20 protein-coding genes are annotated in these 21,982 nt (G+C 74.8%); 8 read left to right on the forward strand and 12 right to left on the reverse strand.

The genetic code is table 11. The features are described 5' to 3' along the window. Window positions 1-32: 32 nt before the first annotated feature. Both MF672_RS35410 and MF672_RS35415 read right to left on the reverse strand, forming a co-directional pair. Window positions 33-3,173 carry a hypothetical protein gene (locus MF672_RS35410; protein ID WP_247815578.1) on the reverse strand — a complete coding sequence of 1,047 codons (3,141 nt, stop codon included), beginning with the start codon at window positions 3,171-3,173 and terminating at the stop codon, window positions 33-35. Window positions 3,174-3,236: 63 nt separating this feature from the next. Further along, window positions 3,237-4,277 carry a carbohydrate kinase family protein gene (locus tag MF672_RS35415; RefSeq protein WP_242383644.1) on the reverse strand — a complete coding sequence of 347 codons (1,041 nt, stop codon included), beginning with the start codon at window positions 4,275-4,277 and terminating at the stop codon, window positions 3,237-3,239. 98 nt (window positions 4,278-4,375) lie between these two features. Between MF672_RS35415 and MF672_RS35420 the strand changes: the two genes are divergently transcribed. The 5 genes from MF672_RS35420 (at window position 4,376) to MF672_RS35440 (ending at window position 9,058) form a co-directional block, all read left to right on the forward strand. Then, the gene (locus MF672_RS35420) at window positions 4,376-5,362 is read left to right on the forward strand and encodes a sugar ABC transporter substrate-binding protein (RefSeq protein WP_242383645.1); all 987 of its coding nucleotides are present in this window, start codon (window positions 4,376-4,378) and stop codon (window positions 5,360-5,362) included. Window position 5,363: 1 nt separating this feature from the next. Further along, window positions 5,364-6,344, forward strand: a complete 981-nt coding sequence (locus MF672_RS35425; protein WP_242383646.1) for an ABC transporter permease — start codon at window positions 5,364-5,366, stop codon at window positions 6,342-6,344. Further along, on the forward strand, window positions 6,341-7,162 hold the full coding sequence (locus tag MF672_RS35430; protein ID WP_242383647.1) for an ATP-binding cassette domain-containing protein: 822 nt from the start codon (window positions 6,341-6,343) through the stop codon (window positions 7,160-7,162). Before MF672_RS35425 ends, MF672_RS35430 begins: the two co-directional genes overlap by 4 nt. Window positions 7,163-7,205: 43 nt before the next feature. Continuing rightward, window positions 7,206-8,225, forward strand: a complete 1,020-nt coding sequence (locus tag MF672_RS35435; RefSeq protein WP_242383648.1) for a LacI family DNA-binding transcriptional regulator — start codon at window positions 7,206-7,208, stop codon at window positions 8,223-8,225. A gap of 113 nt (window positions 8,226-8,338) precedes the next feature. Further along, entirely contained in the window at window positions 8,339-9,058 is a 720-nt protein-coding gene (locus MF672_RS35440; RefSeq protein WP_242383649.1) for a dienelactone hydrolase family protein, read from the forward strand. On the opposite strand, the gene MF672_RS35445 is transcribed toward MF672_RS35440, so the two are convergent. From MF672_RS35445 to MF672_RS35470, 6 genes are all read right to left on the reverse strand, one after another. After that, window positions 9,051-9,995, reverse strand: coding sequence for an alpha/beta fold hydrolase (locus MF672_RS35445; protein ID WP_247815579.1), 945 nt, complete (start codon window positions 9,993-9,995; stop codon window positions 9,051-9,053). The two genes, MF672_RS35440 and MF672_RS35445, sit on opposite strands and share 8 nt — an antisense overlap. 7 nt (window positions 9,996-10,002) lie before the next feature. Continuing rightward, window positions 10,003-10,356, reverse strand: a complete 354-nt coding sequence (locus MF672_RS35450) for a VOC family protein (protein WP_242384022.1) — start codon at window positions 10,354-10,356, stop codon at window positions 10,003-10,005. A gap of 60 nt (window positions 10,357-10,416) precedes the next feature. After that, window positions 10,417-10,689, reverse strand: coding sequence for a DUF1876 domain-containing protein (locus MF672_RS35455; RefSeq protein ID WP_242384021.1), 273 nt, complete (start codon window positions 10,687-10,689; stop codon window positions 10,417-10,419). 422 nt (window positions 10,690-11,111) lie between these two features. Continuing rightward, window positions 11,112-11,936: a PIG-L family deacetylase gene (locus MF672_RS35460; protein WP_242384020.1), complete on the reverse strand. Its 825-nt coding sequence runs from the start codon at window positions 11,934-11,936 to the stop codon at window positions 11,112-11,114. A 157-nt stretch (window positions 11,937-12,093) separates the two neighbouring features. After that, window positions 12,094-13,509, reverse strand: coding sequence for a tyrosine-type recombinase/integrase (locus MF672_RS35465; protein WP_247815580.1), 1,416 nt, complete (start codon window positions 13,507-13,509; stop codon window positions 12,094-12,096). Window positions 13,510-13,787: 278 nt separating this feature from the next. Continuing rightward, the gene (locus MF672_RS35470; protein ID WP_242383382.1) at window positions 13,788-15,179 is read right to left on the reverse strand and encodes a tetratricopeptide repeat protein; all 1,392 of its coding nucleotides are present in this window, start codon (window positions 15,177-15,179) and stop codon (window positions 13,788-13,790) included. A 93-nt stretch (window positions 15,180-15,272) separates the two neighbouring features. Here MF672_RS35470 and MF672_RS35475 point away from each other — a divergent pair, with 93 nt between their 5' ends. Beyond that, complete coding sequence (locus MF672_RS35475; RefSeq protein WP_242383383.1) at window positions 15,273-16,082, forward strand: DUF1206 domain-containing protein; 810 nt, start codon at window positions 15,273-15,275, stop codon at window positions 16,080-16,082. A gap of 27 nt (window positions 16,083-16,109) precedes the next feature. On the opposite strand, the gene MF672_RS35480 is transcribed toward MF672_RS35475, so the two are convergent. After that, entirely contained in the window at window positions 16,110-17,201 is a 1,092-nt protein-coding gene (locus MF672_RS35480; protein ID WP_242383384.1) for a glycerophosphodiester phosphodiesterase, read from the reverse strand. 173 nt (window positions 17,202-17,374) lie between these two features. On the opposite strand from MF672_RS35480, the gene MF672_RS35485 reads away from it, so the two are divergent. Then, window positions 17,375-18,733 carry an OFA family MFS transporter gene (locus tag MF672_RS35485; protein WP_242383385.1) on the forward strand — a complete coding sequence of 453 codons (1,359 nt, stop codon included), beginning with the start codon at window positions 17,375-17,377 and terminating at the stop codon, window positions 18,731-18,733. After that, complete coding sequence (locus MF672_RS52465; protein WP_444861115.1) at window positions 18,730-18,837, forward strand: MFS transporter small subunit; 108 nt, start codon at window positions 18,730-18,732, stop codon at window positions 18,835-18,837. The genes MF672_RS35485 and MF672_RS52465 overlap by 4 nt, the downstream gene beginning before the upstream one ends. A gap of 3 nt (window positions 18,838-18,840) precedes the next feature. Here MF672_RS52465 and MF672_RS35490 read toward each other — a convergent pair whose 3' ends face one another. From MF672_RS35490 to MF672_RS35500, 3 genes are read right to left on the reverse strand one after another with little or no spacing between them, the layout of a single operon-like run. Beyond that, window positions 18,841-19,686 (reverse strand): carbohydrate ABC transporter permease, encoded by an 846-nt coding sequence (locus MF672_RS35490; protein ID WP_242383386.1) that lies wholly within the window; start codon window positions 19,684-19,686, stop codon window positions 18,841-18,843. Then, the gene (locus MF672_RS35495) at window positions 19,683-20,717 is read right to left on the reverse strand and encodes a carbohydrate ABC transporter permease (protein ID WP_242383387.1); all 1,035 of its coding nucleotides are present in this window, start codon (window positions 20,715-20,717) and stop codon (window positions 19,683-19,685) included. The genes MF672_RS35490 and MF672_RS35495 overlap by 4 nt, the downstream gene beginning before the upstream one ends. Then, window positions 20,714-21,961 carry a sugar ABC transporter substrate-binding protein gene (locus MF672_RS35500; protein WP_242383388.1) on the reverse strand — a complete coding sequence of 416 codons (1,248 nt, stop codon included), beginning with the start codon at window positions 21,959-21,961 and terminating at the stop codon, window positions 20,714-20,716. Before MF672_RS35500 ends, MF672_RS35495 begins: the two co-directional genes overlap by 4 nt. Window positions 21,962-21,982: the final 21 nt, after the last annotated feature.

A 21,982-nucleotide genomic window follows, 5' to 3' on the forward strand; every position in this document is an offset into this window, starting at 1 on the left:
AACGGCCCCCTTCCTGACCCCCGCCCGAGGTGTCAGCCCCCGAGCTGACGGTGCAGGCGACGGGCTTCGTGCAGCAGGAGGCTGGAGCCCTTGCGGGCGGCCAGTTCCGCCACCCCCGCCACTTCCGTACGGGCCCCGGCGAGGGCGGCGGCGTCCGCGGCGACCCCGAGAAGTTCACCCAGCCCGCTCCGAGGCCGCGGCCGAGATGGGGGCGGGTCGCCGCGAGCGGCCAGGAGTGGTGGCAGGGCCTCGGCCAGCGCGGCCCACACCTCGGCGTGCGCGCCCATCGCCGTGAGCTCGGCCAGCGCGCCGGCGACCCGCTGCAGCTTGACCAGTCCCGCCCCGGCCAGCCGCGCCAGGATGCGGCCGAGCTCCGCCGCCGGGAGCTGCCCGCGCGCGGCCAGCGTGATCAGCGCGTCGATGGCCGACGCCCGCTGCTCCGGATGCCGGTGCCCCAGCCCGAGGACGATCGTGCTCACCGTGGCCGGGCCCACCGGCCCGTCACCGTGCGCCAGAGCCGCCACGAACTCCACCAGGCCGTCCCTGCTGTCGAGCCGTAACGGAAGGCGGAGCAGGAGATGCGCGGCGACCACCTCGCGATGCGAAGGCAGCACGTACGGCAGCCACCTCTCCTCCGAAGCCCGGTCGCGCAGCGGGTCCACGCGGCACACGCCGGCCACCGGCTGCGGCAGCCCGGGGCCGGGCTCCACCCGGGCGTGCACCTCCAGCCGCTCCGAGACGGCCCAGCCCGGACCGGCGCTGTGCTTCACCGTCTCAAGGCTCCACGTCACCGCCGGGTCAGGCAGGCCGCCGCCGCGCAGCCACTCCGCCACCGTGCGCCCGGCCCGTACGGGCAACCGCTCCGCCCGCACGGCGACCTCCGGGCCCACTTCGCGCGGCAGCCGTAACAACGCCTGCTGGAGGTCGGTCGCGAGAGGCTCCCGCGCACCGAGCCGTTCCATCCGGTCGAGGAGAGCCTCGGGATCGACGTGACCGGTCGGCGAGGTGGGCGTGGCCAGCAGCACGGGCACGGTGGCGGCGCGTCCCTCGAATGTCGCCACGACCTCGCGCAGGCGCTGCTGGACGAACCGGTCGACCCGCGCGTCGATCGGCGGGGACACCCGCCGGTACTCGGCCAGTGACGCGGTCAGCGCGAGACTGTCGGAGGGGGAGACGATCGCCAGCGCGCAGCGGGCCAGCAGCGAGCCGGGGTCGGCGTCGTAGCCGCTGATGCCGTAGGTGTACAGGCGCGGGTCGAACGGCTCCCGCCAGTGTCTGCGCCGCCAGCCCGCCAGGGCCGCCGCCAGCCCGTCGCGATCGCGGAAGGCCAGCTCGACCAGCGCGGCGAGAAGGCGTTCGAGCTCCAGGGGCTCCCTGGGGCGCCCGGCCATCTCCAGCTCGACGGCCAGCTCGGCCGCGCCGGTGACGGCCGGGGCGAGGGCGGGCAGCGGCGTCGCGTGCAGCGCCGGGACGGCCGGCGGCTCCTCCGGTGCCGCGGTCACCAGGCCGTAGCCGGCCGACACCAGCGCGCGCAGGTCGGCGGGCAGGCGGACGGCCGCCTCGCGGACGGCCGCACGGCCGGCGTCGTCCGCGTACGGGGCGAGCTTGACCGCCAGCCGGGCCGCGCGTTCCCGCACCGCGGGCTGCCCCGCGTCGAACGCGGCGGCGAGCGCGTCCAGGGCCGTCGCGCTCCGCGCGGGCGGGCCGGCCGCCAGCCACCGCACCGCGTTCGCCACGTGCTTGTGCTCGGGCCGGAACACCAGCGCCCGCACAGCCTCGGCGAACAGCTCCGCGGGCACGCCGCCCGCCGCGTCGGCGCGCCGCAGCTCCTCCACCGCGACCTGCGCGACCGGGGAGGGCGCCGACGGCAGCAGCCGGACGAAGTCACGCACCGGCACCTCGTCCGGCCCCGGCCGCAGCCGCCGCCACAGCGCCACGAACGGGGCCGCCTCCGCCGCGTCACCGCCTGCCGCCAGGAACCGCGCGGCACAGCCGTCGATCAGCGTGCGGCGCGGTGTCGTGCCCGTCGTCTCCAGTGCGGCCAGCTCGGCGACGATCGTGGGGGAGCGCCAGATGAGCCGCCAGTACGCCGCGGCCGGCCCGTTCCCGGCGAGCCCGCTGAAGAGGTACGGGACGACGTGCCGCAGCAGCGGGTCGGCGGGGAGGCGGGCGTAGTGGGGCAGGCCCTCCGGGGCGAGCAGCGGGGAAAGGGCGTGCAGCCGCTCCCTCATGGCCCGCCACATCGCCCATCCCACCGCGAACCCCTCACCGAGCCCACACCCGTCGTGATCGTGCCCACAGTCGTCGGGCTGAGGGCGGTCGGCCTCGCCATCGGGCGCAGGGCCATCCGGTACGGGGCCAGCGGGCGCAGGGCCAGCGGGTGCAGGGGCAGCGGGCGTGGGGCCAGCGGGCGTGGGGCCAGCGGGTGCAGGGGCAGGGGCCGTGGGGACACTCGCCGTAGGGTCGTGGAGCGCGCTGCGGCCGTCGAGGGTGCCGGGGCCGTGGTCGGGTGCGGCGCTGCCGCCCCCACCGGGTACGTGGCTGGCAGGGCACTCGCCGGGAGGCTCGATCTGTGTCTCCAGGACGAGCGCGGCCGCGAGGTCCCAGTTCGGCCGGTCGCCCCAGCCGTCGGCGCTGAGCATGGCCGAGGTGTCCAGGCCGCGCGCCAGACGTACGGCCAGTTCGGCCCGCCATCGCACCGGCCGGGTGGACAGGAGGGACAGAAGGCGGGCGGCGTCCGTTCTGGCCGAGGTGGGGAAGCGGCGCAGCTCGGCGCGGCCGAGCCAGTCGGCCACCTCCGCCGCGCTCTCCAGGCAGGCCGCTCCCGCCAGCCGGTAGCTGCTCGCCCTCTCCTCCACATGGCGGCGTGGGCATCGGCTCAGGTGGCCGGGGAGCCGCCGGGCGACCTCCCGCCTGGCCTCGGCGTCGAGCCCGGCGTCGAGCCCGGCGTCGAGCCTGGCGTCGAGTCGGGCCGAGGGCCCGGCGTCGAGTCCGGCCGAGGGCCCGGCCATGGGCCCGGCCGAGGGCCCAGCCATGGGTTCAGCCATGGACGCGGCTCTGGGCCCCGCCACAGCCCTGGTCAGCGACGCGGCCAGGCGCCGGTCGTCTCCTGCTTCGATGAGGTCGAAGACCTGCTGCCAGGCATCGCTGGGCGTCCGCGCGGATCCGAGCATGGCCCGGACTCTAGCCAGCGGCCCCGACAATTCCGCGCCCCCCGCGCGGCGGCGGGGGCCCGCTCAGCCCGGCTGTCCGGGCGGCGTGCCGAGACGGGCCGCCCAGGGCGGGTCGGCGCCGGGGACCGCGCAGGTCAGCGCCGACACGCGGGCCGCGAAGGCCGCCGCCTCGGCCGCCGTCCCCAGGTCGAGCCCGTCCAGGCGGCCGCCGAGGAACCCCCGCGCGTGCAGGTGGTGCAGCAGGCCGGCGGTGAAGGCGTCGCCCGCGCCGACGGTGTCCACGACCTCGGTCGGCGCGGCCGGAACGGTGGCGCGCTCGCCGTTCAGCGAGACCAGCGCGCCCGCCGCCCCCCGGGTGACGACGACGAGCCGGGCGCCGGCGTCGTGCCAGGTGTCGCAGGCGTGTTCCGGCGGCACACCCGGCAGCAGGAACTCCAGGTCGTCGTCGCTGAGCTTGACGATGTCGGCCCACTCGCACCAGCGGGCCACCTGGTAGTCGTCCTTGCCCGCGAGGCTGGGGCGGACGTTGGGGTCGATCGAGATCGTCGCGTGCGCGGACGCCGCCCGCGCGAACTCCTCGATCGCGGCCCGGCCCGGCTTCCTGACCAGGGCGAGCGAGCCGGTGTGCAGGCAGGCGGCCGGGCCGAGCCGGGACGGGGCCAGCTCGTCGGCGGTCCACGCCCAGTCGGCGGCGCCCTCGGCGTAGAAGGTGTAGGCGGCGTGCCCGGCCGCGTCCAGGGCGGCGACGGCGAGGGTGCTCGGCTCGGCGGCCTCGACGCAGGCCGACAGGTCCACGCCGGAGGACGCCAGGTGTTCGCGGAAGAGGTCGCCGAAGACGTCCTGGGAGATGCGGCCGAGGAAGCGGGCCCGCGTGCCGAGCCGGGCCAGCGCCACCGCCGTGTTCGCGGGCCCGCCCCCTGGCAGCACCCGCAGCCCGAGCGCCCCACCCGCCCCTGTCCCGCTATCGGCCGTCGCGCTCCCGGACGGCGGCAGCGGGGCGGTCGTGAAGGCGTCGGCCACGCACTCGCCCAGGACCGCGATCATCACGCCCGCCTCTCCAGAACGCTCACCGCCGCCGCCCCGCGCGTCACGGCGCAGCCCCATTGACGTCCCCCTGAACCGCGCTCATTATCGCAGCACAGCCCATGTCAACGTTGACATGTGTCATCGATGACATGGCCTCCTCCCCGATAGGAACCGCCATGATCGCCAGAATCCCGGCCGGTCTCCTCGTCACCGCGCTCCTCGTCGCGGGCTGCGGCAGCGGCGGAGGCGGGCAGTCCGCCCCCGGCGCCCCCAAGGTCGGCCTGATCACCAAGACCGAGACCAACCCGTTCTTCGTCAAGATGAAGGAAGGCGCCCAGAAGTCGGCCCAGGCGAACGGCCTGGAGCTGATGAGCGCCGCCGGCAGGTTCGACGGCGACAACGCCTCCCAGATCACCGCCATCGAGAACATGGTCGCCGCCGGGGTGAAGGGCATCCTCATCACGCCCAGCGACACCAAGGCCATCGTCCCCGCGATCAGGAAGGCCCGCGACGCGGGCGTCCTGGTGATCGCCCTGGACACCCCGACCGACCCGCAGGACGCCACCGACGCGCTGTTCGCCACCGACAACCTCAAGGCGGGCGAGCTGATCGGCCGGTACGCCAGGGCCGCGATGGCGGGCAGGCCCGCCAGGATCGCCACCCTCGACCTGGCCCCCGGCATCACCGTCGGCAAGCTCCGCCACGACGGCTTCCTCAAGGGCTACGGCATCCAGGACGACGACCCGTCCGTCGTCTGCTCCCAGGACACCCGCGGCGACCAGGCCAAAGGCCAGACCGCGATGGAGAACTGCCTGCAGAAGGCCCCCGGCATCAACGTCGTCTACACCATCAACGAGCCCGCCGCGCTCGGCGCGTACACGGCGCTGAAGGCCAAGGGCCGCGACAAGGACGTGCTGATCGTCTCCGTGGACGGCGGCTGCACCGGGACGAAAGCCGTCCAGTCAGGACAGATCGCCGCCACCAGCCAGCAGTACCCGCTCAAGATGGCCGAGGACGGCGTCAAGGCCGTCGCCGAGTTCGCCAGGACCGGCAAGAAGGCCACCGGCTACACCGACACCGGCGTCACCCTCATCACTGACCGGGCCGTCCCCGGGGTCGAGGCCAAGGACACCGCCTTCGGCCTGGCCAACTGCTGGGGCTGAGATGGCCGACGCAGCCACGCTCCGGGCGGCGCCCGCCCGCCGCCTGCTCGCCGCCCCGGTCGCCGGGCCCGCGCTCGCGCTCGTGCTGGCCTGCCTGTTCTTCGGCCTGAACTCCGGCCAGTTCTTCACCGGCCCCAACTTCTCCCTCATCATCCAGCAGGTCATGGTGGTCGGCACGCTGGCCATCGGGCAGACGCTGATCATCCTGACCGCGGGCATCGACCTCGCCTGCGGCGCGATCATGGCGTTCGGCGGCATCGTGATGACCCGGCTGGCCGTGGGCGCCGGGCTGCCGCCGCTGCTCGCCGTCGCCGCCGGGCTCGCCGTGTGCGCCGCGTTCGGGCTGGTCAACGGGCTGCTGGTGACGCGGATCTCGCTGCCGCCGTTCATCGTGACGCTCGGCATGCTGAACGTGGTCTTCGCGCTCACCCACATCTACTCCGAGGAGCAGACGGTGACCGGGCTGCCGCCGCTGCTGACGTTCCTGGGGCAGACCTTCGACCTCGGCCAGACCAGGGTCACCTACGGCTCGCTGCTGACGATCCTGCTGTTCCTGCTGTTCGCGTACCTGCTGGGCTCGACCGCGTGGGGCCGCCACGTGTACGCGCTCGGCAACAGTCCCGAGGTGGCCCGCCTGACCGGCATCAGGACCCGGCGGCTGACCGTCGGCGTCTACACCCTCGCCGGGTTCGTCTACGGCATCGCCGCGCTGCTGCTGGTCTCCCGCACGGGCGTCGGCGACCCGCAGGCCGGCCAGAGCGAGAACCTCGACAGCATCACCGCGGTCGTGCTCGGCGGCACGAGCCTGTTCGGCGGGCGCGGCCTGGTGATCGGCACGCTGGTGGGCGCGCTGATCGTCGGGGTGTTCCGCAACGGCCTGCAGCTCATGGGCGTGCCGTCGATCTACCAGACCCTCATCACCGGCGTCCTGGTGATCCTGGCCGTCGCCGTCGACCAGCTCTCCCGCAGGAGGAACCGATGACGCGGACCGCTCCCGTGCTCCAGGCCCGCGGCCTGGTCAAGCGGTACGGGCACGTCACCGCCCTGGACGGCGCCGACTTCGACCTGCTGCCCGGCGAGGTGCTGGCCGTCATCGGCGACAACGGCGCCGGCAAGACCAGCCTCATCAAGGCCCTCACCGGCGCGCTCCAGCCCGACGCCGGCGAGATCCGGCTGGACGGCGAGCCGGTCCGCCTCCGCGACCCCCTCGACGCCCGCCGGCACGGCATCGAGACCGTCTACCAGGACCTCGCGGTGGCCGCCTCGCTCGACGTCGCCACCAACATGTTCCTCGGCCGCGAGCTGCGCAAGCCGGGCGTGCTCGGCCGCGTCCTCCGCATGCTGGACAAACGGCGCATGCGCGAGGAGTCGGCCCGGCACATGGCCGCGCTCAAGATCGGGCTGAACTCGCTCACCCAGCCGGTCGAGACGTTGTCGGGCGGCCAGCGGCAGGGCGTGGCCGTGGCGCGGGCGGTCGCCTGGGCCACCCGCGTCGTCGTCATGGACGAGCCGACGGCCGCGCTCGGCGTCAAGGAGTCGGGGCAGGTGCTCGACCTGATCAGGCGGGTCCGCGACGGCGGCACCCCGGTCGTGCTGATCAGCCACAACATGCCGCACGTCTTCGAGATCGCCGACCGCATCCACGTCCAGCGGCTCGGCCGCCGGGTCGCCCAGCTCAAGGCGGGCGACCACGCGATGGCCGAGGTGGTGGCCATCATGACCGGCGCGCTGCGGGTCGCGGACGACGGCGCGGCCGTGGTCGACGACCAGGGCGCCGCCAGGGCCATCGGCCTGTCCTGACGCGGTCACGGGTCCGGGCATGGGCGGGCGGCGGCGTCCCACGATGGCCGACGTGGCCCGCGAGGCCGGGGTCGCGGCGAAGACCGTCTCCCGGGTGCTGAACGGCGAGGGCCCCGTCGCCGCCGGCACCCGCGAGCGGGTGCTGGCGGTGGTCGGCAGGCTCGGCTACCGGCCCAACCTGATGGCCCGCAACATGCGGGTCGGCGCCGCCGACGCCACGGTCGGGCTGGTCGTGCCCGAGCTGGGCAACCCGTTCTTCGGCGCCGTCGCGGGCGGCGTCGAGCGCGTGGTGCGGGCCCGCGGCCTGACCCTCGTCCTGGGCTGCTCCAGCGAGACGGCCGCGCTGGAGCAGGCGCTGATCGCGACGTTCCTGGCCCGCCGGGTGAGCGCGCTCATGATCGTCCCGTCGGCCGCCGCCGAGCACCGGCACCTGCGCGCCGAACGCGCCGCCGGGCTGCCGATCGTCTTCCTCGACCGGCCGGCCGCCGGCCTGACCGCCGACTGCGTGGTGAGCGCCAACCGGCAGGGCGCGCGGACCGGCGTCGCCCACCTCCTCGCGCACGGCCACCGCCGCGTCGGCTTCATCGGCGACCGGCCCGCCGGCCTCCACCCCCGTCGCGAACGCTTCCAGGGCTACCGCGACGCGCTGGAGGAGGCGGGCCTGCCCGCCGACCGGGCCCTGGTGGCGACCGGCCACGACCGGGAGGCCGCCGCGGCCGCCGCCCGCCGCCTCCTCGCCCTGCCCGACCCGCCGACCGCCCTGTTCACCGGCGACGACCTGGCCACGACCGGGGCCGTGGTGGCGCTGTCGGGCGCCGGGCGCCGCGACGTCGCGCTGGTCGGCTTCGACGACCCGCCCCTGGCCGAATGCCTGGACCCGCCGCTGACGGCCGTCGCCCAGGACCCGGCGGGAATGGGGGTGGCCGCGGCGGAGCTGGCCCTGTCCCGCCTGGACGGCGACCGCTCCCGCGCCCGCCGCACGGTCATCCCCACCCGCCTGGTCGTCCGCGGCTCCGGCGAGCTGCGCCCGGCACCCGGCGCGCCGCGTCCCGCCCCGTCCTGACAGGGCCGCTGTACGGGACCGCGGAGGTGGCGCACACTGGCCCCACACGCCCACGGCGACCACGGCACCACGGGACCACGGGACCACGGGACCACGGGACCACGGGAGGGACGATGAGCGAGGTCGAGATCCAGGCGTCCCGCGGCGCCATGCCCGCCTACCTGGCCGTCCCCGACCGGCCGGGGCCGTGGCCGGGCGTCGTCGTCGTCCACGACGCCCTCGGCATGAGCCAGGACCTGCGCGACCAGGCCGGCTGGCTGGCGGGCGAGGGCTTCCTCGCCGTCGCGCCGGACCTGTACTACTGGGGCGGCCGGCTCGCCTGCCTGCGGGCCATCGCCAGGGACTTCCGGTCCAGGCGCGGCCCGGCGTTCGACGACATCGAGGCCGCCCGCGCCTACCTGGCCGCGCGCGAGGACTGCACCGGCCGCATCGGGATCATCGGCTTCTGCATGGGCGGCGGCTTCGCGCTCGTGCTGGCCCCCGGGCACGGCTTCGAGGTCTCCGGCGTCAACTACGGCACCTCCACCGCCAGGGACTTCACCGCCAGCGCGCTCACCGGTGCCTGCCCCATCGTCGCCAGCTACGGCGCCAAGGACCTCCCCAACCGCAGGTCCGCCGCCCGGCTGGAGCGCGTGCTGACCGAGCTGGGCGTCGAGCACGACGTCAAGGAGTACCCCGACGCGGGCCACGCCTTCCTCAACGACCACAGCCGCGACCACGTGCCGCCGCTGTTCGCCGTCCTGGCCAGGCTGTCCGGCTCCCGCTACCACGAGCCGTCCGCGCGCGACGCCCGGCAGCGCATCGCCGCGTTCTTCACCAAGCACCTCACGTAGCGGCGGCGCGGGCCTCCTCCGCCAGCGCGGCCAGGAGCTCGCCCGCCCGTCCGAACCCCACCAGGTGGCCCTCGCCGGGGAAAGCGGTCAGGCGGGCGCGGGGCAGCGCCGCGGCCAGGGCCTCGGCGTGGGCGAGCGGCACGAGCCCGTCGAGCGCCCCGTGGAAGATCCGCACCGGCGCCTCGACGTCGCCGGGCCGGAAACCCCACGGCATGGCCAGCACCGCCCAGTCCCGCACCTGCCCGGCCGTGCCCTGGCGGAAGGCCAGCGCGTACGACTCCAGCAGGCTGCGCCGCACCTCCGGCCGGGCCGCCACCCGCCGGTCCGGCTCCGGCAGCGCGTCCAGCAGCCGCTGGAACGCGGTCAGCGGGTGGGCCCGCGCGCCCGCCACCACCAGGCGGGCCAGGCCCGGGGCGCGCCGCGACAGCCGTACCAGCCGCCGCGGCTCCGGCCCCAGGCCCGCCAGGGACTCCGGCCGCTCCAGCGGGCCGACGCCGCTGACCAGCGCGACCGCGCTCACCCGGTCGGCCAGCGCCCAGGCGCAGGCCAGCGCGTACGGCGCCCCCGCCGCGCCCCCGAGCACCGCGAACCGCCCCAGCCCCAGATGATCGGCCAGCCGCCGGACGTCGTGCGGCCAGTCCAGCAGGATGCGCCCCGGCTGCGGCGCGGACCCGCCGAGCCCCGGCCGGTCCGCCGACACCCACAGGATGCCCCGCTCACGCAGGAACGCCGCCGGCACGACGGCCGCCCGGCGCGCCCCCGGCAGGCCGGGGAACTCCAGCACCGGCGTGCCCCGCGGGTCGCCCCGCCACGCGTACGCCAGCACCCGCCCGCCCGGCAGGACCAGCGTCCCCTCCGCGCCCTGCCCGGGCGCGCCCGCGCCGGGGTCCGTCAGCGCGGGGCGGCCCGTCCGCTCCGGGACGAGGTGCGCGGCCATCGCCGGCTCACCTGCTCCCGGCGCCCGACAGCAGGCCGACGACGTTGCCCATCGGATCGGCGAACATCGCGAACCGCAGCTCCGCCGAGATCTCCGTCGGCGGCACCACGCGGGAGCCGCCCAGCTCGGCGGCCCGGGCGAGCGCGGCCTCCAGGTCCTCGACCTGGACGTAGATCGTGACGTACGGCGGCATGCCGCCCTTCGTCCGCATGATCCCGCCGCTGGGGCCCTCGCCGGGTTCGAGCAGCGCGTACTCGGGGCCGGCCTCCTCGGCCTTCCAGCCGAACAGGTCGGCGTAGAAGTCCCGCAGGGCTTCCTTGTCCGGTCCGCCGATCTCCCAGTGCACTACAGGATGTGACATGACGGGCTCCTCTCCCCGCAGCCTCCTCACGATCACGGCCGTCTCAGCTGGACGGCCGGCTCACCAGGACCGGCTCTCGGCCTCCGCCGGGCCGGCCGACACGGCGACGTCCTGCCAGCCGATGGCGGCCAGCTTGCGCGCCAGGTCGGTGAGCGCCCGCGAGGCGGCCAGCTCGTCGCCGATCTCCGGCACCGCCGGGTCGTCCGGGTTGCGGCGGGCCCGTCCCGAGCCCTCCACGCGCGAGCCGTCACGTGTCGTCAGCACGGCCCGGGCGCTGGTGTCGTCGCCCTCCTCGGCCAGGTACACCTGCACCGTCCACTGCTTGGCTTCCATGGCGACCTCCTCACCCTCCATGGCACCGGGCCGCGCACGCGCGGGCCAGGGACCAAGGCCCCAAGACCCACCTGCCGAACGACCCTGCGGGCAGGGCCTTGCGGACCTGCCCGCGCCCGGCCGCCCGGCGCAGGCTGGTGAACCACAACCGGACCGACCAGAGGAGGGACGAGGATCATGGGACGCGTGCGGATCGCCCTTCGGCCACGGCCACGACGCCGGCCGCAGCAGCTGGACCTGCGGACCCCCTCCGGACGGCCCCTGCCGTACTGAGCGGAACCCCGCCGACCCCCCGAGAACGCCGGCCCCCAGAACGCCGGCTCGCTGACCTCGCCGGCCCCCGACCCCGCCCGGGGCCCCACCTCGCCGGCCCTGTCAGGCGGGCCCGACGCGGCCGAGAGGCCCGGACCGGCGGACGGGCGTCAGCCGCGCAGGCCCGCGAACAGGTCCTCCTCGTGAGCCGGGGCCTGCACCTTGGACAGCACCCGCTCGAACGCCTCGTGCGAGAACGCCTGCTGCTGAGCCTCCTCCGGCATGCGCAGCAGGAAGATGTTGTCGCCCTGGCTCTCGTGCGCCCGCAGCGCCTTGAGCTTGCGCTCGGTGTAGGCGGCGACGTCGATGACGGTCGTGACGCGCTCGTCGGGGGTGCCGAAGTCGTCGGACGGCTCGAAACCGCCGAGATCGACCCCGTTGTCGCGCATCAGCTCGAACATCCGCTTGATCGCCGAACGCGGCATGGCCGTGTAGTAGAACTTGTCGGGAATGCCGGTCGCCTCCACGGCCGCGGCCGTGATGCGGTGCGTCTGCACGTGGTCGGGGTGGCCGTAGCCGCCCCCGCCCGTCTCGTCGTAGGTCACCACGACCTGGGGCCGGTAGCGCTCCATCAGCTCGCCGAGCCTGGCCGCCGCCTCCTCCACGGGGACGTTGGCGAACGCGTCCGGATGCCCGTTGCCCGCCCAGCCGTCCATGCCGGAGTCGCGGTAGCCGAGCAGCTCCAGGTGGTCGATGCCCAGGTGGGCGACCGACTCGCGCAGCTCGCCCAGGCGGCGCGCCGCCACCGCCTCGTCGTCGTGCCCCTCGTCGCCCGGTTTGCGGCCGTCCTGGTCGTCGCCCTGCTCGCCGTTGGTGCAGGTGACCAGGACGGTGCGGACGCCCTCCTCGGTGTAGCGGGCCAGGATGCCGCCGGTGCTGAGACATTCGTCGTCGGGGTGGGCGTGGACGACCATGAGGGTGAGTTCCCGATCCATGTGCCGAAACCCTACCCGCCCGCACCGACAATCTTCGCCCCGGTCGTGCCCGCCGCCCTTCGGCTTGAGCCGGGCTCACGGAGGGGCCGTGGCGGGCGGACGGCCGGGGGGAGCGGGCCTGCGCCGCATCGGCAAGGTCCGAGGTGGCGCAGGGGGGTCAGCCGCGGGTGGAGGGGGGTGGGAAGGAGCCCTGGTCGTTCAGGAGGTCGGTGACGTCGGTGGCGCGGAGCATGGCGGGGGTGAGCAGCCGGGCGCGCTCCTCCGGGACGCCGCCGGCGAGGGCGGCCTCGGTGAGGGCGGAGCCGAGCCACCCGGCGTCCAGGGCGCGTCCGTCCGGGCGGCGCAGCAGCGGCTCGCCCAGCGGGCGGCTCGTGCACAGGATGCGCAGCAGCGGCCGCACCAGCGGGCTGACCAGGAAGGCGGTGACGTCGTCGCGGCCGTGGTTGACCGTGACGACGACCGGCTGGCTGGTGGGGCCGTCGGGCACGCTGCGGACGTCCTGCCGGGTGAGGCCGGCCAGCGCCTCGACCGCCGCGCCCGTCAGCTCCAGCAACGCGACCGCCGCCGCCTCCGTCGTCCGGCCGTCCGCGTGCAGGCGGGCGACGCCCTTGCGGAGCAGCCGCCGCTCGTCGGCGCCGAGCGTCCGCGCGGTGCCGGGACGGCGGGCCCTGGTGATCCTCGGGCCGGCGACCTGGTTGTGCCGGACGACGCCGCACCGCCAGGCGAAGGAGTAGAACGACAGCAGCGCGGCCCGCTTGCGGCTCACCGTCTTGCTGGTCAGCGGCCGGCCGGGAGTGCGGGCGATGGAGCCGCGGCGGGCCGCCTCGCAGAACGCCTCCAGGTGCGCCCCGGTGACGGCCAGCAGCTCGACGTCCGGCTCGGCCTCGGGCAGCCAGCGCAGGAACGACGCCATCACCTGCAGGGCGACCTGGCGGGTGGCGGCGGACGGCTTGTCGTGCAGCCACGCGGCCACGACGCGCCAGGTCTGCGGGTCGAGGGCGTCCACCAGGTCGACGTCGGCGGCGGGCGCCTCGCCGCCGTCGCGCGGCTTGCGGCGCGGCCGCAGCCCCGGGAGGTCGCCGACGCTCGTGACGCCGCTCGGCAGGGCGGGGGTCGCGGGGGTCGCGTCGCCGCCGGAGGGCTCGGGCGCCCGGGGGCCGGGGTGCGCCTGCGGGCCGGGGGCATCCGACGCCCGGGAGGGGGAGCGGGGACGGGTGCCGGTCGGTGGGTGGGGGCGGAGGGGCGTGGGGTCGTCCTCGGGAGTGGGGGGCCAGGGCTCAGCGGGGGCCGGCGGACCGGCGGGCCTGGGCGCGGTGGGGGCCGCGGGCATGGCTGGGGCGGGGGCCGGTAACCGGTGGTCGGGGGCTGGGGACGGGCGGTTGTGCTCGCTCGCGTCGTGCGGCCGCGCTGGTGCGGGGGTGGTGCCGCGGACGGTCTCGCGCCTCGGCAGGCGGAACTCCTTCCGCTCCTGGCCGTGGTCGTCCCGCTCCTGCCCGTGGTCGTCGGTGCCGGGCCGCGGGTCTTCCTGGCCGCCCGGGAGGGCAGGCTCGGTACGGGGGTCGCCTTCGCGCATGGTCAGCATGGCACCGGGGCCGGGCAGGCGGGCGGGAACCCGCCGCGGACGCCGGCGACGGCAGGCGTCCGGGAGGCGGGGGGAGTCAGAGGGGTCCGGGGGCACGGTACGAGGAACACGGGGGTGGCCGTCGCGGCGGCATGGCGCGTGCGACGACCCGAGCCTGGCAGACCGATCATGATCTCGATCTTCTCACGAACACTGCCCCCAGAAGACCTCGACAGTCCGATCAGTCCCACCCGAATCGGGGGTTACAGCACTTTTGGCTGAGCGGCGGCTCAGGTGGCGCCGGCGAGGGCGCCGGCGCGCTCCCTGGCGGCCGCCGCCGCGGCCCGCTCGCCGAACGCCTCGGCCACCGCCGCCTGCTTCAGCCAGTTGTACGGGCTGCACGGCCGCACCCCGATCCGCTCGCTCACCAGCGTCCGCGCCAGATCCCGGGCCCCGGACCGCAGCGCGGCCTCCAGCAGCGTCCGCTGCACGGCGTCACGCTGGGCGTGGCTGCCGCCGAACTCGTTGACCCGGTGCCGGATCGGGTGCAGCAGCTCCACCACGGCCCGGTGGTCGCCCCGCCCGAACGCCACCAGCGCCCGGCACACCGGCAGCCCGACCCGCAGCGTCATGGCCACGTTGGTGACCCCGGGGCGCCCTTCGGCCACGTACGCCTCCCGCGAGGCGATCAGCTTCTCGGCGTCCCCGATGCGCCCCGCCCCCACGTACGACATGACCGCGTGCATGTCGTTGAAGGCGTAGAACGGCTCGGCCACCCGCGCCGGCCAGGCGTCGGCCAGCGCCCGCCACCGCGCGGGCTGCTCGGCGCCCTCCAGGTGCAGCCGCCACAGCAGCGCCGCCGCGTCCAGCAGCTCCATGGACGACTGCCCGTCGGCCAGCGCCGCGTCGTAGATCGCCAGCACCCGGGGCACGTCCCCGGCCTCCAGCGCGAACAGGCAGTAGTGCCACCAGGAGTGCACGCTGAAGAACGTCCCCGACGACCAGTCGGGCACCCGCGCGTCGAGGTAGCGCAGCCCGTCGCCGAAGCGGCCCTGCATCTCGTACGTGTGCGCCACCGCGTGGATGCCCCACACGTCGCGCGCGTTGAGCTCGACCGCGCGCAGCCCGACCTCCTCCGAGCGGTCGTAGTGACCGGCCTCCTCCAGGCCGAAGGCGTACATGCCGAGCACGTGCCCGTAGTGCGGGTCGTCGGGCCGCCAGGCGGTGAGCGCGCCGCCGACGCGGTCGCGCAGCGCGCGGGCGTCGCCGGTGAGGAAGTCGATCTGGTGCCCGGCGATCAGCGCGAGCGCGTCGCGCGGGTGCGCGGCGGTGATCTCGCCGAGCAGCGCGCCGCAGGTCAGGAAGTCGCCGTCGAGCAGCGCCCGCACGGCCGCCAGGTGCGCCCGCTCGCGGGGCGGCAGGGACGCCTCGTCGACGCGGCGGAGGAAGGCGCCGAAGCGGGCCCGCGCCGTCCGCGCGTCCTCGACCTCGGTGGTCAGCAGCCCGAGGTAGGCGGCGAGGACGTTGCCCATCGGGAAGTCGGGCGACTCCGCGAGCGCCGCGTTCGCCTCGGCGTCGACCTCGGCCCGGAAGTGCAGCAGCTCGTCGATCGCGCGGTCGTAGTGGCGCGTCGCGGCGGCGCTCGCGCCGCTGACGGCGAGTCCGTGCTGGTCGGTGCTCACCGGATCACTGTAACCGGCGCCGCCGCCCCCGTCCGAGGCCTAGAACGCCGTTTCCCGGGCACTTCGGAGGTCCCTGGAACCCCTGGAGGAATGATGAGCACGGCGGGACGTGAGGTGCGGGGCGCGGCGCGGCGGGCGGCCCGCAGCCCGGTGATGGACGTGGCCACGCGGATCGGCCTGGCCTGCCGTGGCGTGCTGTACGCGCTGGTCGGCGCGGTCGCGGTGCAGGTCGGCCTGGGCGAGCGGTCGAAGGAGGCCGACAAGGCGGGCGCCATCGAGACGGTCGCCGAGCTGCCCTTCGGCGCGGGCCTGCTGTGGATCATGACGCTCGGGTTCGTGGCGCTGGCGTTGTGGCAGACCTCGGAGGCGCTGTTCGGGCACGGGGAGGCGATCGAGCGGGTCGAGGCCGTCGCCCGGGTCGCGGTGTACGCGCTGGTCGTCGCGACCCTGCTGAGCGTGCTGACCAAGGGCAAGGCGTCGTCCGACGACGAGAAGTCCCGCGACCTGACCGCCAAGCTCCTCGACCTGCCCGGCGGGCAGGTCATCGTGGGCGCGGTCGGGCTCGGGCTGGTCGTGCTGGGCGTGTACTGGGTGCGCCAGGGCCTCACCAAGGGCTTCAGGAAGGAGCTCGACCAGGGCTCGATGCCGGCGCCGACCCGCGCCGTGATGGACCGGCTCGGCGTCGGCGGGTTCGTGGCGCGGGGCGCGGTCGCCGCGCTGGCCGGGATCCTCGTCGGCCAGGCGGCGATCACGTTCGACCCGGACAAGGCGGGCGGCATCGACACGGCGCTGCGCGAGTTCGCCGACACGCCCGCCGGTCCTCTGCTGCTCGTGGTGGTGGCGCTGGGGCTGCTGCTGTTCGCGGCCTACTGCTTCGGCGAGGCCCGCTGGCGCCGCACCTGAGTACCGGGCAGGGCCCAGCGGGAGGGCTCAGCGGGAGCGCTGGGCGATCACCGCGCGGCCCGTCCCCGGGTCGTCGCAGAACGCGCCGTCGACGCCCAGGTCGAGCAGCTTCGCCAGCCAGCCCGTGACGTTCCCGGTCGCGCGCGGGTAGACCGGGCTCGCCGGGTCCCCCATCCGGTAGTCGGTCGGGAGCTGGGAGTTCTCGTTGCGGACGGTCCACACGTGCACGTCCAGGCCCCTGCGGTGGGCGTCGGCGACGAGCGTCGTGGGCGGCAGCGTCCGGCCGGCGGCGTCCTGCGGCACCACCCGGCGGGTGTCCACGCCGATGCCGTCGGCGTAGCGGGCGACCTCGCGCAGCCCGTCCGGGGTGACCATGTCGTCGTAGGTGCGGGTGCCGCCGGCGGCGACCCAGTCGTACGGGGCGCCGCCGAAGGTGATGAGCTGGATCAGCGGCAGCTTGGTGCGGCCGCTCAGCTCGCGCAGGTTCGCCGTCTCGAACGACTGGATGTACGCCTTGCGCACCCGGTACCTGTCCAGCACCTCCAGCAGCGGCTCCTCCAGCGACAGCCCGATGGAGTCGAAGTACGTCGGGTGCTTGGTCTCGGGATAGACGCCGACGCCGGCCCGCAGCGCGAGCTGCACGACCTCCTCGAACGTCGGGATCTCCGCCAGCCCGTCGAAGGCGGTGTTGCCCGGCCGCAGGTCGGGCACGCGCTCCTTGGCGCGCAGCGTCTTCAGCTCGGCCAGCGTGAAGTCCTCGGTGAACCAGCCGGTGACCGGCCGGCCGTCCACGGTCTTGGTGGTGCGCCGGTCGGCGAACTCCGGGTGCGCGGCCACGTCGGTGGTGCCGGAGATCTCGTTCTCGTGCCGGGCCACCAGCACGTGGTCCTTGGTGGAGACCAGGTCGGGCTCGATGTAGTCGGCGCCGAGGGCGATGGCCGTCTCGTAGGACAGGAGGGTGTGCTCGGGCCGGTGGGCGCTGGCGCCCCGGTGCCCGATCACGACGGGTTCGTGGCCGCGGCGCTCGGCCGTGGCGGGCGGTGTCTGGATCACGAGGGCGACCGTACCGGCGGCCAGGACCCCGGCCAGCACGCTCGCGAGTAACCTGCGCGTCGTCATGCGCGCACCGTAGACCGCCGAGGTGGACCGCGAGTTACGGGTGGGCGCACGGCGAGGGACGGGTCCGCTGGGCCCGATGGGACGGCCGGATCTCGCCGACCGTTCGGCGACGGGATCTGACCGTTCGCCGTAAAGATCGAGCGCATGCGAGATACCGCATACAGTATGGCCCTGTGGCAGGTTTCCTCAGCCGTTCCCGAACCGTCGCCGACCCCTCCTGGAGCCGCTGGCTGGTGCCGCCCGCGGCCCTCTCGGTGCACCTGGCCATCGGGCAGGCCTACGCCTGGAGCGTCTTCAAGCCGCCGCTGGAGTCCGCGCTCGGCCTGACCGGCACGCAGAGCGCGCTGCCGTTCCAGCTCGGCATCGTCATGCTGGGCCTGTCGGCCGCCTTCGGCGGCACGCTGGTCGAGCGCAACGGCCCGCGCTGGGCCATGTTCGTCTCGATGACCTGCTTCTCCTCCGGCTTCCTGCTGTCCGCGCTCGGCGTGGCGACCCGGCAGTACTGGCTCGTCGTGCTCGGCTACGGCGTGGTCGGCGGCGTCGGGCTCGGCATCGGCTACATCTCGCCCGTCTCCACGCTGATCAAGTGGTTCCCGGACCGGCCCGGCATGGCGACCGGCATCGCGATCATGGGGTTCGGCGGGGGAGCGCTCATCGCCTCGCCCTGGTCGGCGCAGATGCTCACCGCGTTCGGCCCGTCCACCGGCGGCATCGCGCTGACCTTCCTCGTGCACGGCGTCGTCTACGCGGCGTTCATGACGATGGGCGTGCTGCTGGTCCGCATCCCGCCCGAGGGCTGGTTCCCGCGGAACTGGACGCCGCCCGCCGCGGCCCGCCGCCCGCTCGTCACCGACGCCGACGTCTCGGCCCGCAACGCCATCCGCACCCCGCAGTTCTACTGCCTGTGGGTGGTGCTGTGCTGCAACGTCACCGCGGGCATCGGCATCCTGGAGAAGGCCGCGCCGATGATCACCGACTTCTTCGCCGGCACGCCCGCGGCCGTCGCGGCGGGCGCGGCGGCCGGGTTCGTCGCGCTGCTGTCGCTCGCCAACATGACCGGCCGCTTCGTCTGGTCCTCCACCTCCGACCTGATCGGGCGCAAGAACATGTACCGCGTCTACCTGGGCGCCGGCGCGCTGCTCTACCTCGCCATCGCGCTGCTCGGCGACGGCTCGAAACCGCTGTTCATCGGGTGCGCGCTCGGCATCCTGTCCTTCTACGGCGGCGGCTTCGCGACCGTCCCCGCCTACCTGAAGGACCTGTTCGGCACCTACCAGGTGGGCGCCATCCACGGCCGGCTGCTGACCGCCTGGTCCACCGCCGGCGTGCTGGGCCCGCTCATCGTCAACGCCGTCGCCGACGCCGGCAAGGCCGCCGGGCGCTCCGGCCCGGCCCTCTACACGACCTCCCTGTACGTCATGATCGGCCTGCTCGCCGTCGGCTTCGCCGCCAACGAGCTGATCCGGCCGGTGCACGACAGGTACCACGAGCACCCGGCCGGCGGCCTCGCCGGGAAGGAGCAGACCGTATGAGCGGGCGCACCGCGCTCATGGCGCTGGCCTGGGCCTGGGTCGCCCTGCCCTTCGCCTACGGCGTCTACAACCTGCTGCTGAAGCTCGCCCAGCTCTTCGGGTGAGGCTCAGCCCTTCTCCGACCCCTCGTTGGCGCCCCGCACGAAGTAACGCTGGAACACCACGAACACCACCGCCACCGGGATCGTGGCCAGCAGCGCCGCGCCCAGCTTGACCGGGTACTGGGTGCCCTTGCCGAGCGACCCGCTCACCAGGTCCGCCAGGCCCCGGGGCAGCGTGAACAGCTCCGGGCTCTGCACCGCGACCAGGGTGTGCGGGAACTCGTTCCAGGCGCCCTGGAAGGAGATGACGGTCAGCGTGATCAGCGCGGGCCGCGCCATCGGCAGCACCACCGACCAGAACGTGCGGAAGATCCCGGCCCCGTCCACCCGGGCCGCCTCCTCCACGGTGGGCGGGACCGAGACGAAGAACTGCCGCATGATGAACACCCCGGCCGCGTCGCAGATCACCGGCAGGACGAGCGCGGTGTAGCTGTCGTAGAGCCCGAGCTGGTTCAGCACCAGGAACTTCGGGATGAACAGCACCACCCCCGGCACCGCCATGATCGCCACGATGCCCGCCGCGATCGCCCGCCGGCCGCGGAAGCGCAGCCGGGCCAGCGCGTAGCCGGCCATCGAGTCCAGCAGCACCCGGCCCACCGTGAGGACGACCGTCACCAGCAGCGAGTTGCCCAGCCACAGCGGCAGGTCGGTGTGCGCGAAGACCCGCTCGTAGCCCGCCAGGGACAGCGGGGAGGGGACCGGCGACAGCGGGTGCGCCGCCGCGTCCGGCTCGCTCTTCAGCGAGGTCGCGATCTGGATGACGAACGGGTACAGGAACACCAGCGCGAAGAACACCAGCACGAAGTAGCCGGCGAAGGCCGAGGCCAGCGCGCGCGGGCCGCGCGGCTTCACGACGCCCTCCGATCCCGCATGACCAGGCGCTGCAGCAGGGTCAGCAGCACGATCACGGCGAACAGCACGAACGAGATGGCCGTCCCCGAGCCGTAGTCGAAGCTGCGGAAGGCCGTCTGGTACGACAGGAACGCGGGCGTCAGGGTGGTCTTGGCCGGGTTGCCCTGGCTCATCACGTAGATCTGGTCGAACACCTGCCAGGTCGCGATCAGCCCCAGCGTCACCACCAGGAACGTCGTCGGCCGCAGCAGCGGCAGCGTCACGTGCCGGAACACGCCCCACCGCCCGGCCCCGTCCAGCATCGCGGCCTCCTCGAGCGTCACCGGGACGTCCTGCAGCGCCGCGAGGAACATGAGCATGAACGTGCCGGACGTCGTCCACACGACCAGCATGATGATCGTCGTCATGGCCACGCTCGGCCCCGACAGCCACTCCCACCACGACAGCCCGAACGGCCCGCCGCCGGTCAGCGCCGCCGGCGGCGCGTCCGGGTCCACCAGGCCGGTCGCGCCCAGCAGCAGGTGCAGCAGGCCGCGCGAGTCGGCGAACCACTGCGGCCCGTCCACGCCGAACAGCGCCAGCAGCCCGTTGACCGCGCCCGAGTTGGCGAAGACGAACAGGAACACCACGCTGATCGCGACGGAGCTGGTCACCGACGGGAAGAAGAACGCGGCGCGGAAGAACGTCCGGCCGCGCAGCAGCCGGGCGTTGACCACCAGCGCCAGCCCGAGCGCCAGCACGGTCTGCAGCGGCACGACGATCGCCACGTAGTAGGCGTTGTTGCGCACGCTCGTCATGAAGTCGCGCCGGGCCAGCCCCTCCTCGGTGAACAGCCTGGTGTAGTTGTCCGCCCCGACGAACGGCACCCCGGCGCGGAACGGGCTGCCCTGCCCGTTCCAGCCGGTCAGGCTCACCCACAGCGCCATGAGGATGGGCGCCACCATGAACAGGCCCAGGATGACCACCACGGGCGCCACGAACAGCCAGCCGGCGAGCTGCTCGCGCGCCGCGCCGGGCCGCCGCCCGGTCATGACCCGCCGAGCGCGGCCTGCGCGTTCTGCTGCACCCGCCGCAGCAGCGCCTCGGGCGACTGCGTGGCGAGCTGCTGCAGGCCGGTGTCGAGGTCGGCGAGGACGCTGTCCATCTTGGGCGCGTTGACCGGGCCCTGCGCGTACGCGGCGCCGTCCACGAACGGCGTGTCGGCGGGGAAGGCGGCGGTGTAGGCGCTCCTGGCCGACTGGCGCGAGGGCATGACGCCGAACGCCTTGGCGAAGGCCATCTGCTGCTCGGCCCCGGTCATCGCCTCGACGAACGAGATCGCCTGCTGCTTGAAGCGGCTCTTGGCCGAGACGCCCCAGCAGGTGGTGAACGACAGCGTGCCCTTGCCCTCCGGCCCGGCGGGCAGCTCGTACACCTTGTAGGAGACGTCGGGGAAGTCGGCCTTCAGCGCGCCCTTGATCCAGTTGCCCTCGATCGTCATGGCGGCCTTGCCCTTGCCGAACGCCTCGCCGCCCCAGCCCGCGTCGAGCTGGGCCGGGTAGCGGGCCAGGCCGTCCTTCAGCAGCGAGCGCACGTACCGCAGCGCGGCCAGGTTCTGCGGGCTGTCGGCGGTGGCCCGCTTGCCGTCGGGACTGGTGATCCAGCCGCCGGCCTGCACCATGAACGCGCCGATCCGGTCGCGCGTGTCGCCGAGCGCGAGCGGCGTGACGCCCTTCGCCTTCAGCCTCCTCGCGACCGAGGTGAGCTGCTCCCAGGTCTTCGGCACGTCGGCGCCGGTCAGGCCGGCCTTGGCCCACAGGTCCTCGTTGACGATCAGGGCGAGGGTGGAGAAGTCCTTGGGCGCGCAGTAGAACCTGCCGTCGCGGGTGAACGCGGCGCGCAGGGCCGGGTAGAAGTCGTCGGGGGAGCTGATCCTGTCGCCGTACGGCTCAAGCGCGCCGACGCTGGCGTAGTCGGCGAAGCGGACCGCGTCCACGTAGAACACGTCCGGCGGGTTGCCGCCGGCGAAGGCCTGGCCGAGCTGCTGCTGCAGGTCCTGGGCGGGCGTCACGGCCGCGGTGGCGCCGGAGGCGGCGGCCCACTTCTGGGCGGCCTGCCTGACGGCGGCGGTCTCGGCCTCGCCGGAGGAGCCGATGAGGATCTGCAGGCTCGCCGGGCCCGAGCTCTGCTGCGCGGGCGCGCCGGGGCCGTCGTCGAAGCCGCGGCCGCAGGCGGCCGTCAGGAGCAGGGCGGTGCAGGCGAGGCCGGTCGCGGCCCGGCGGGTTCGTGGCGTCATCGGGGGGTTCCTGTTCTCGCT

This window comes from Actinomadura luzonensis (genome assembly GCF_022664455.2).
Lineage (GTDB): Bacteria > Actinomycetota > Actinomycetes > Streptosporangiales > Streptosporangiaceae > Nonomuraea > Nonomuraea luzonensis.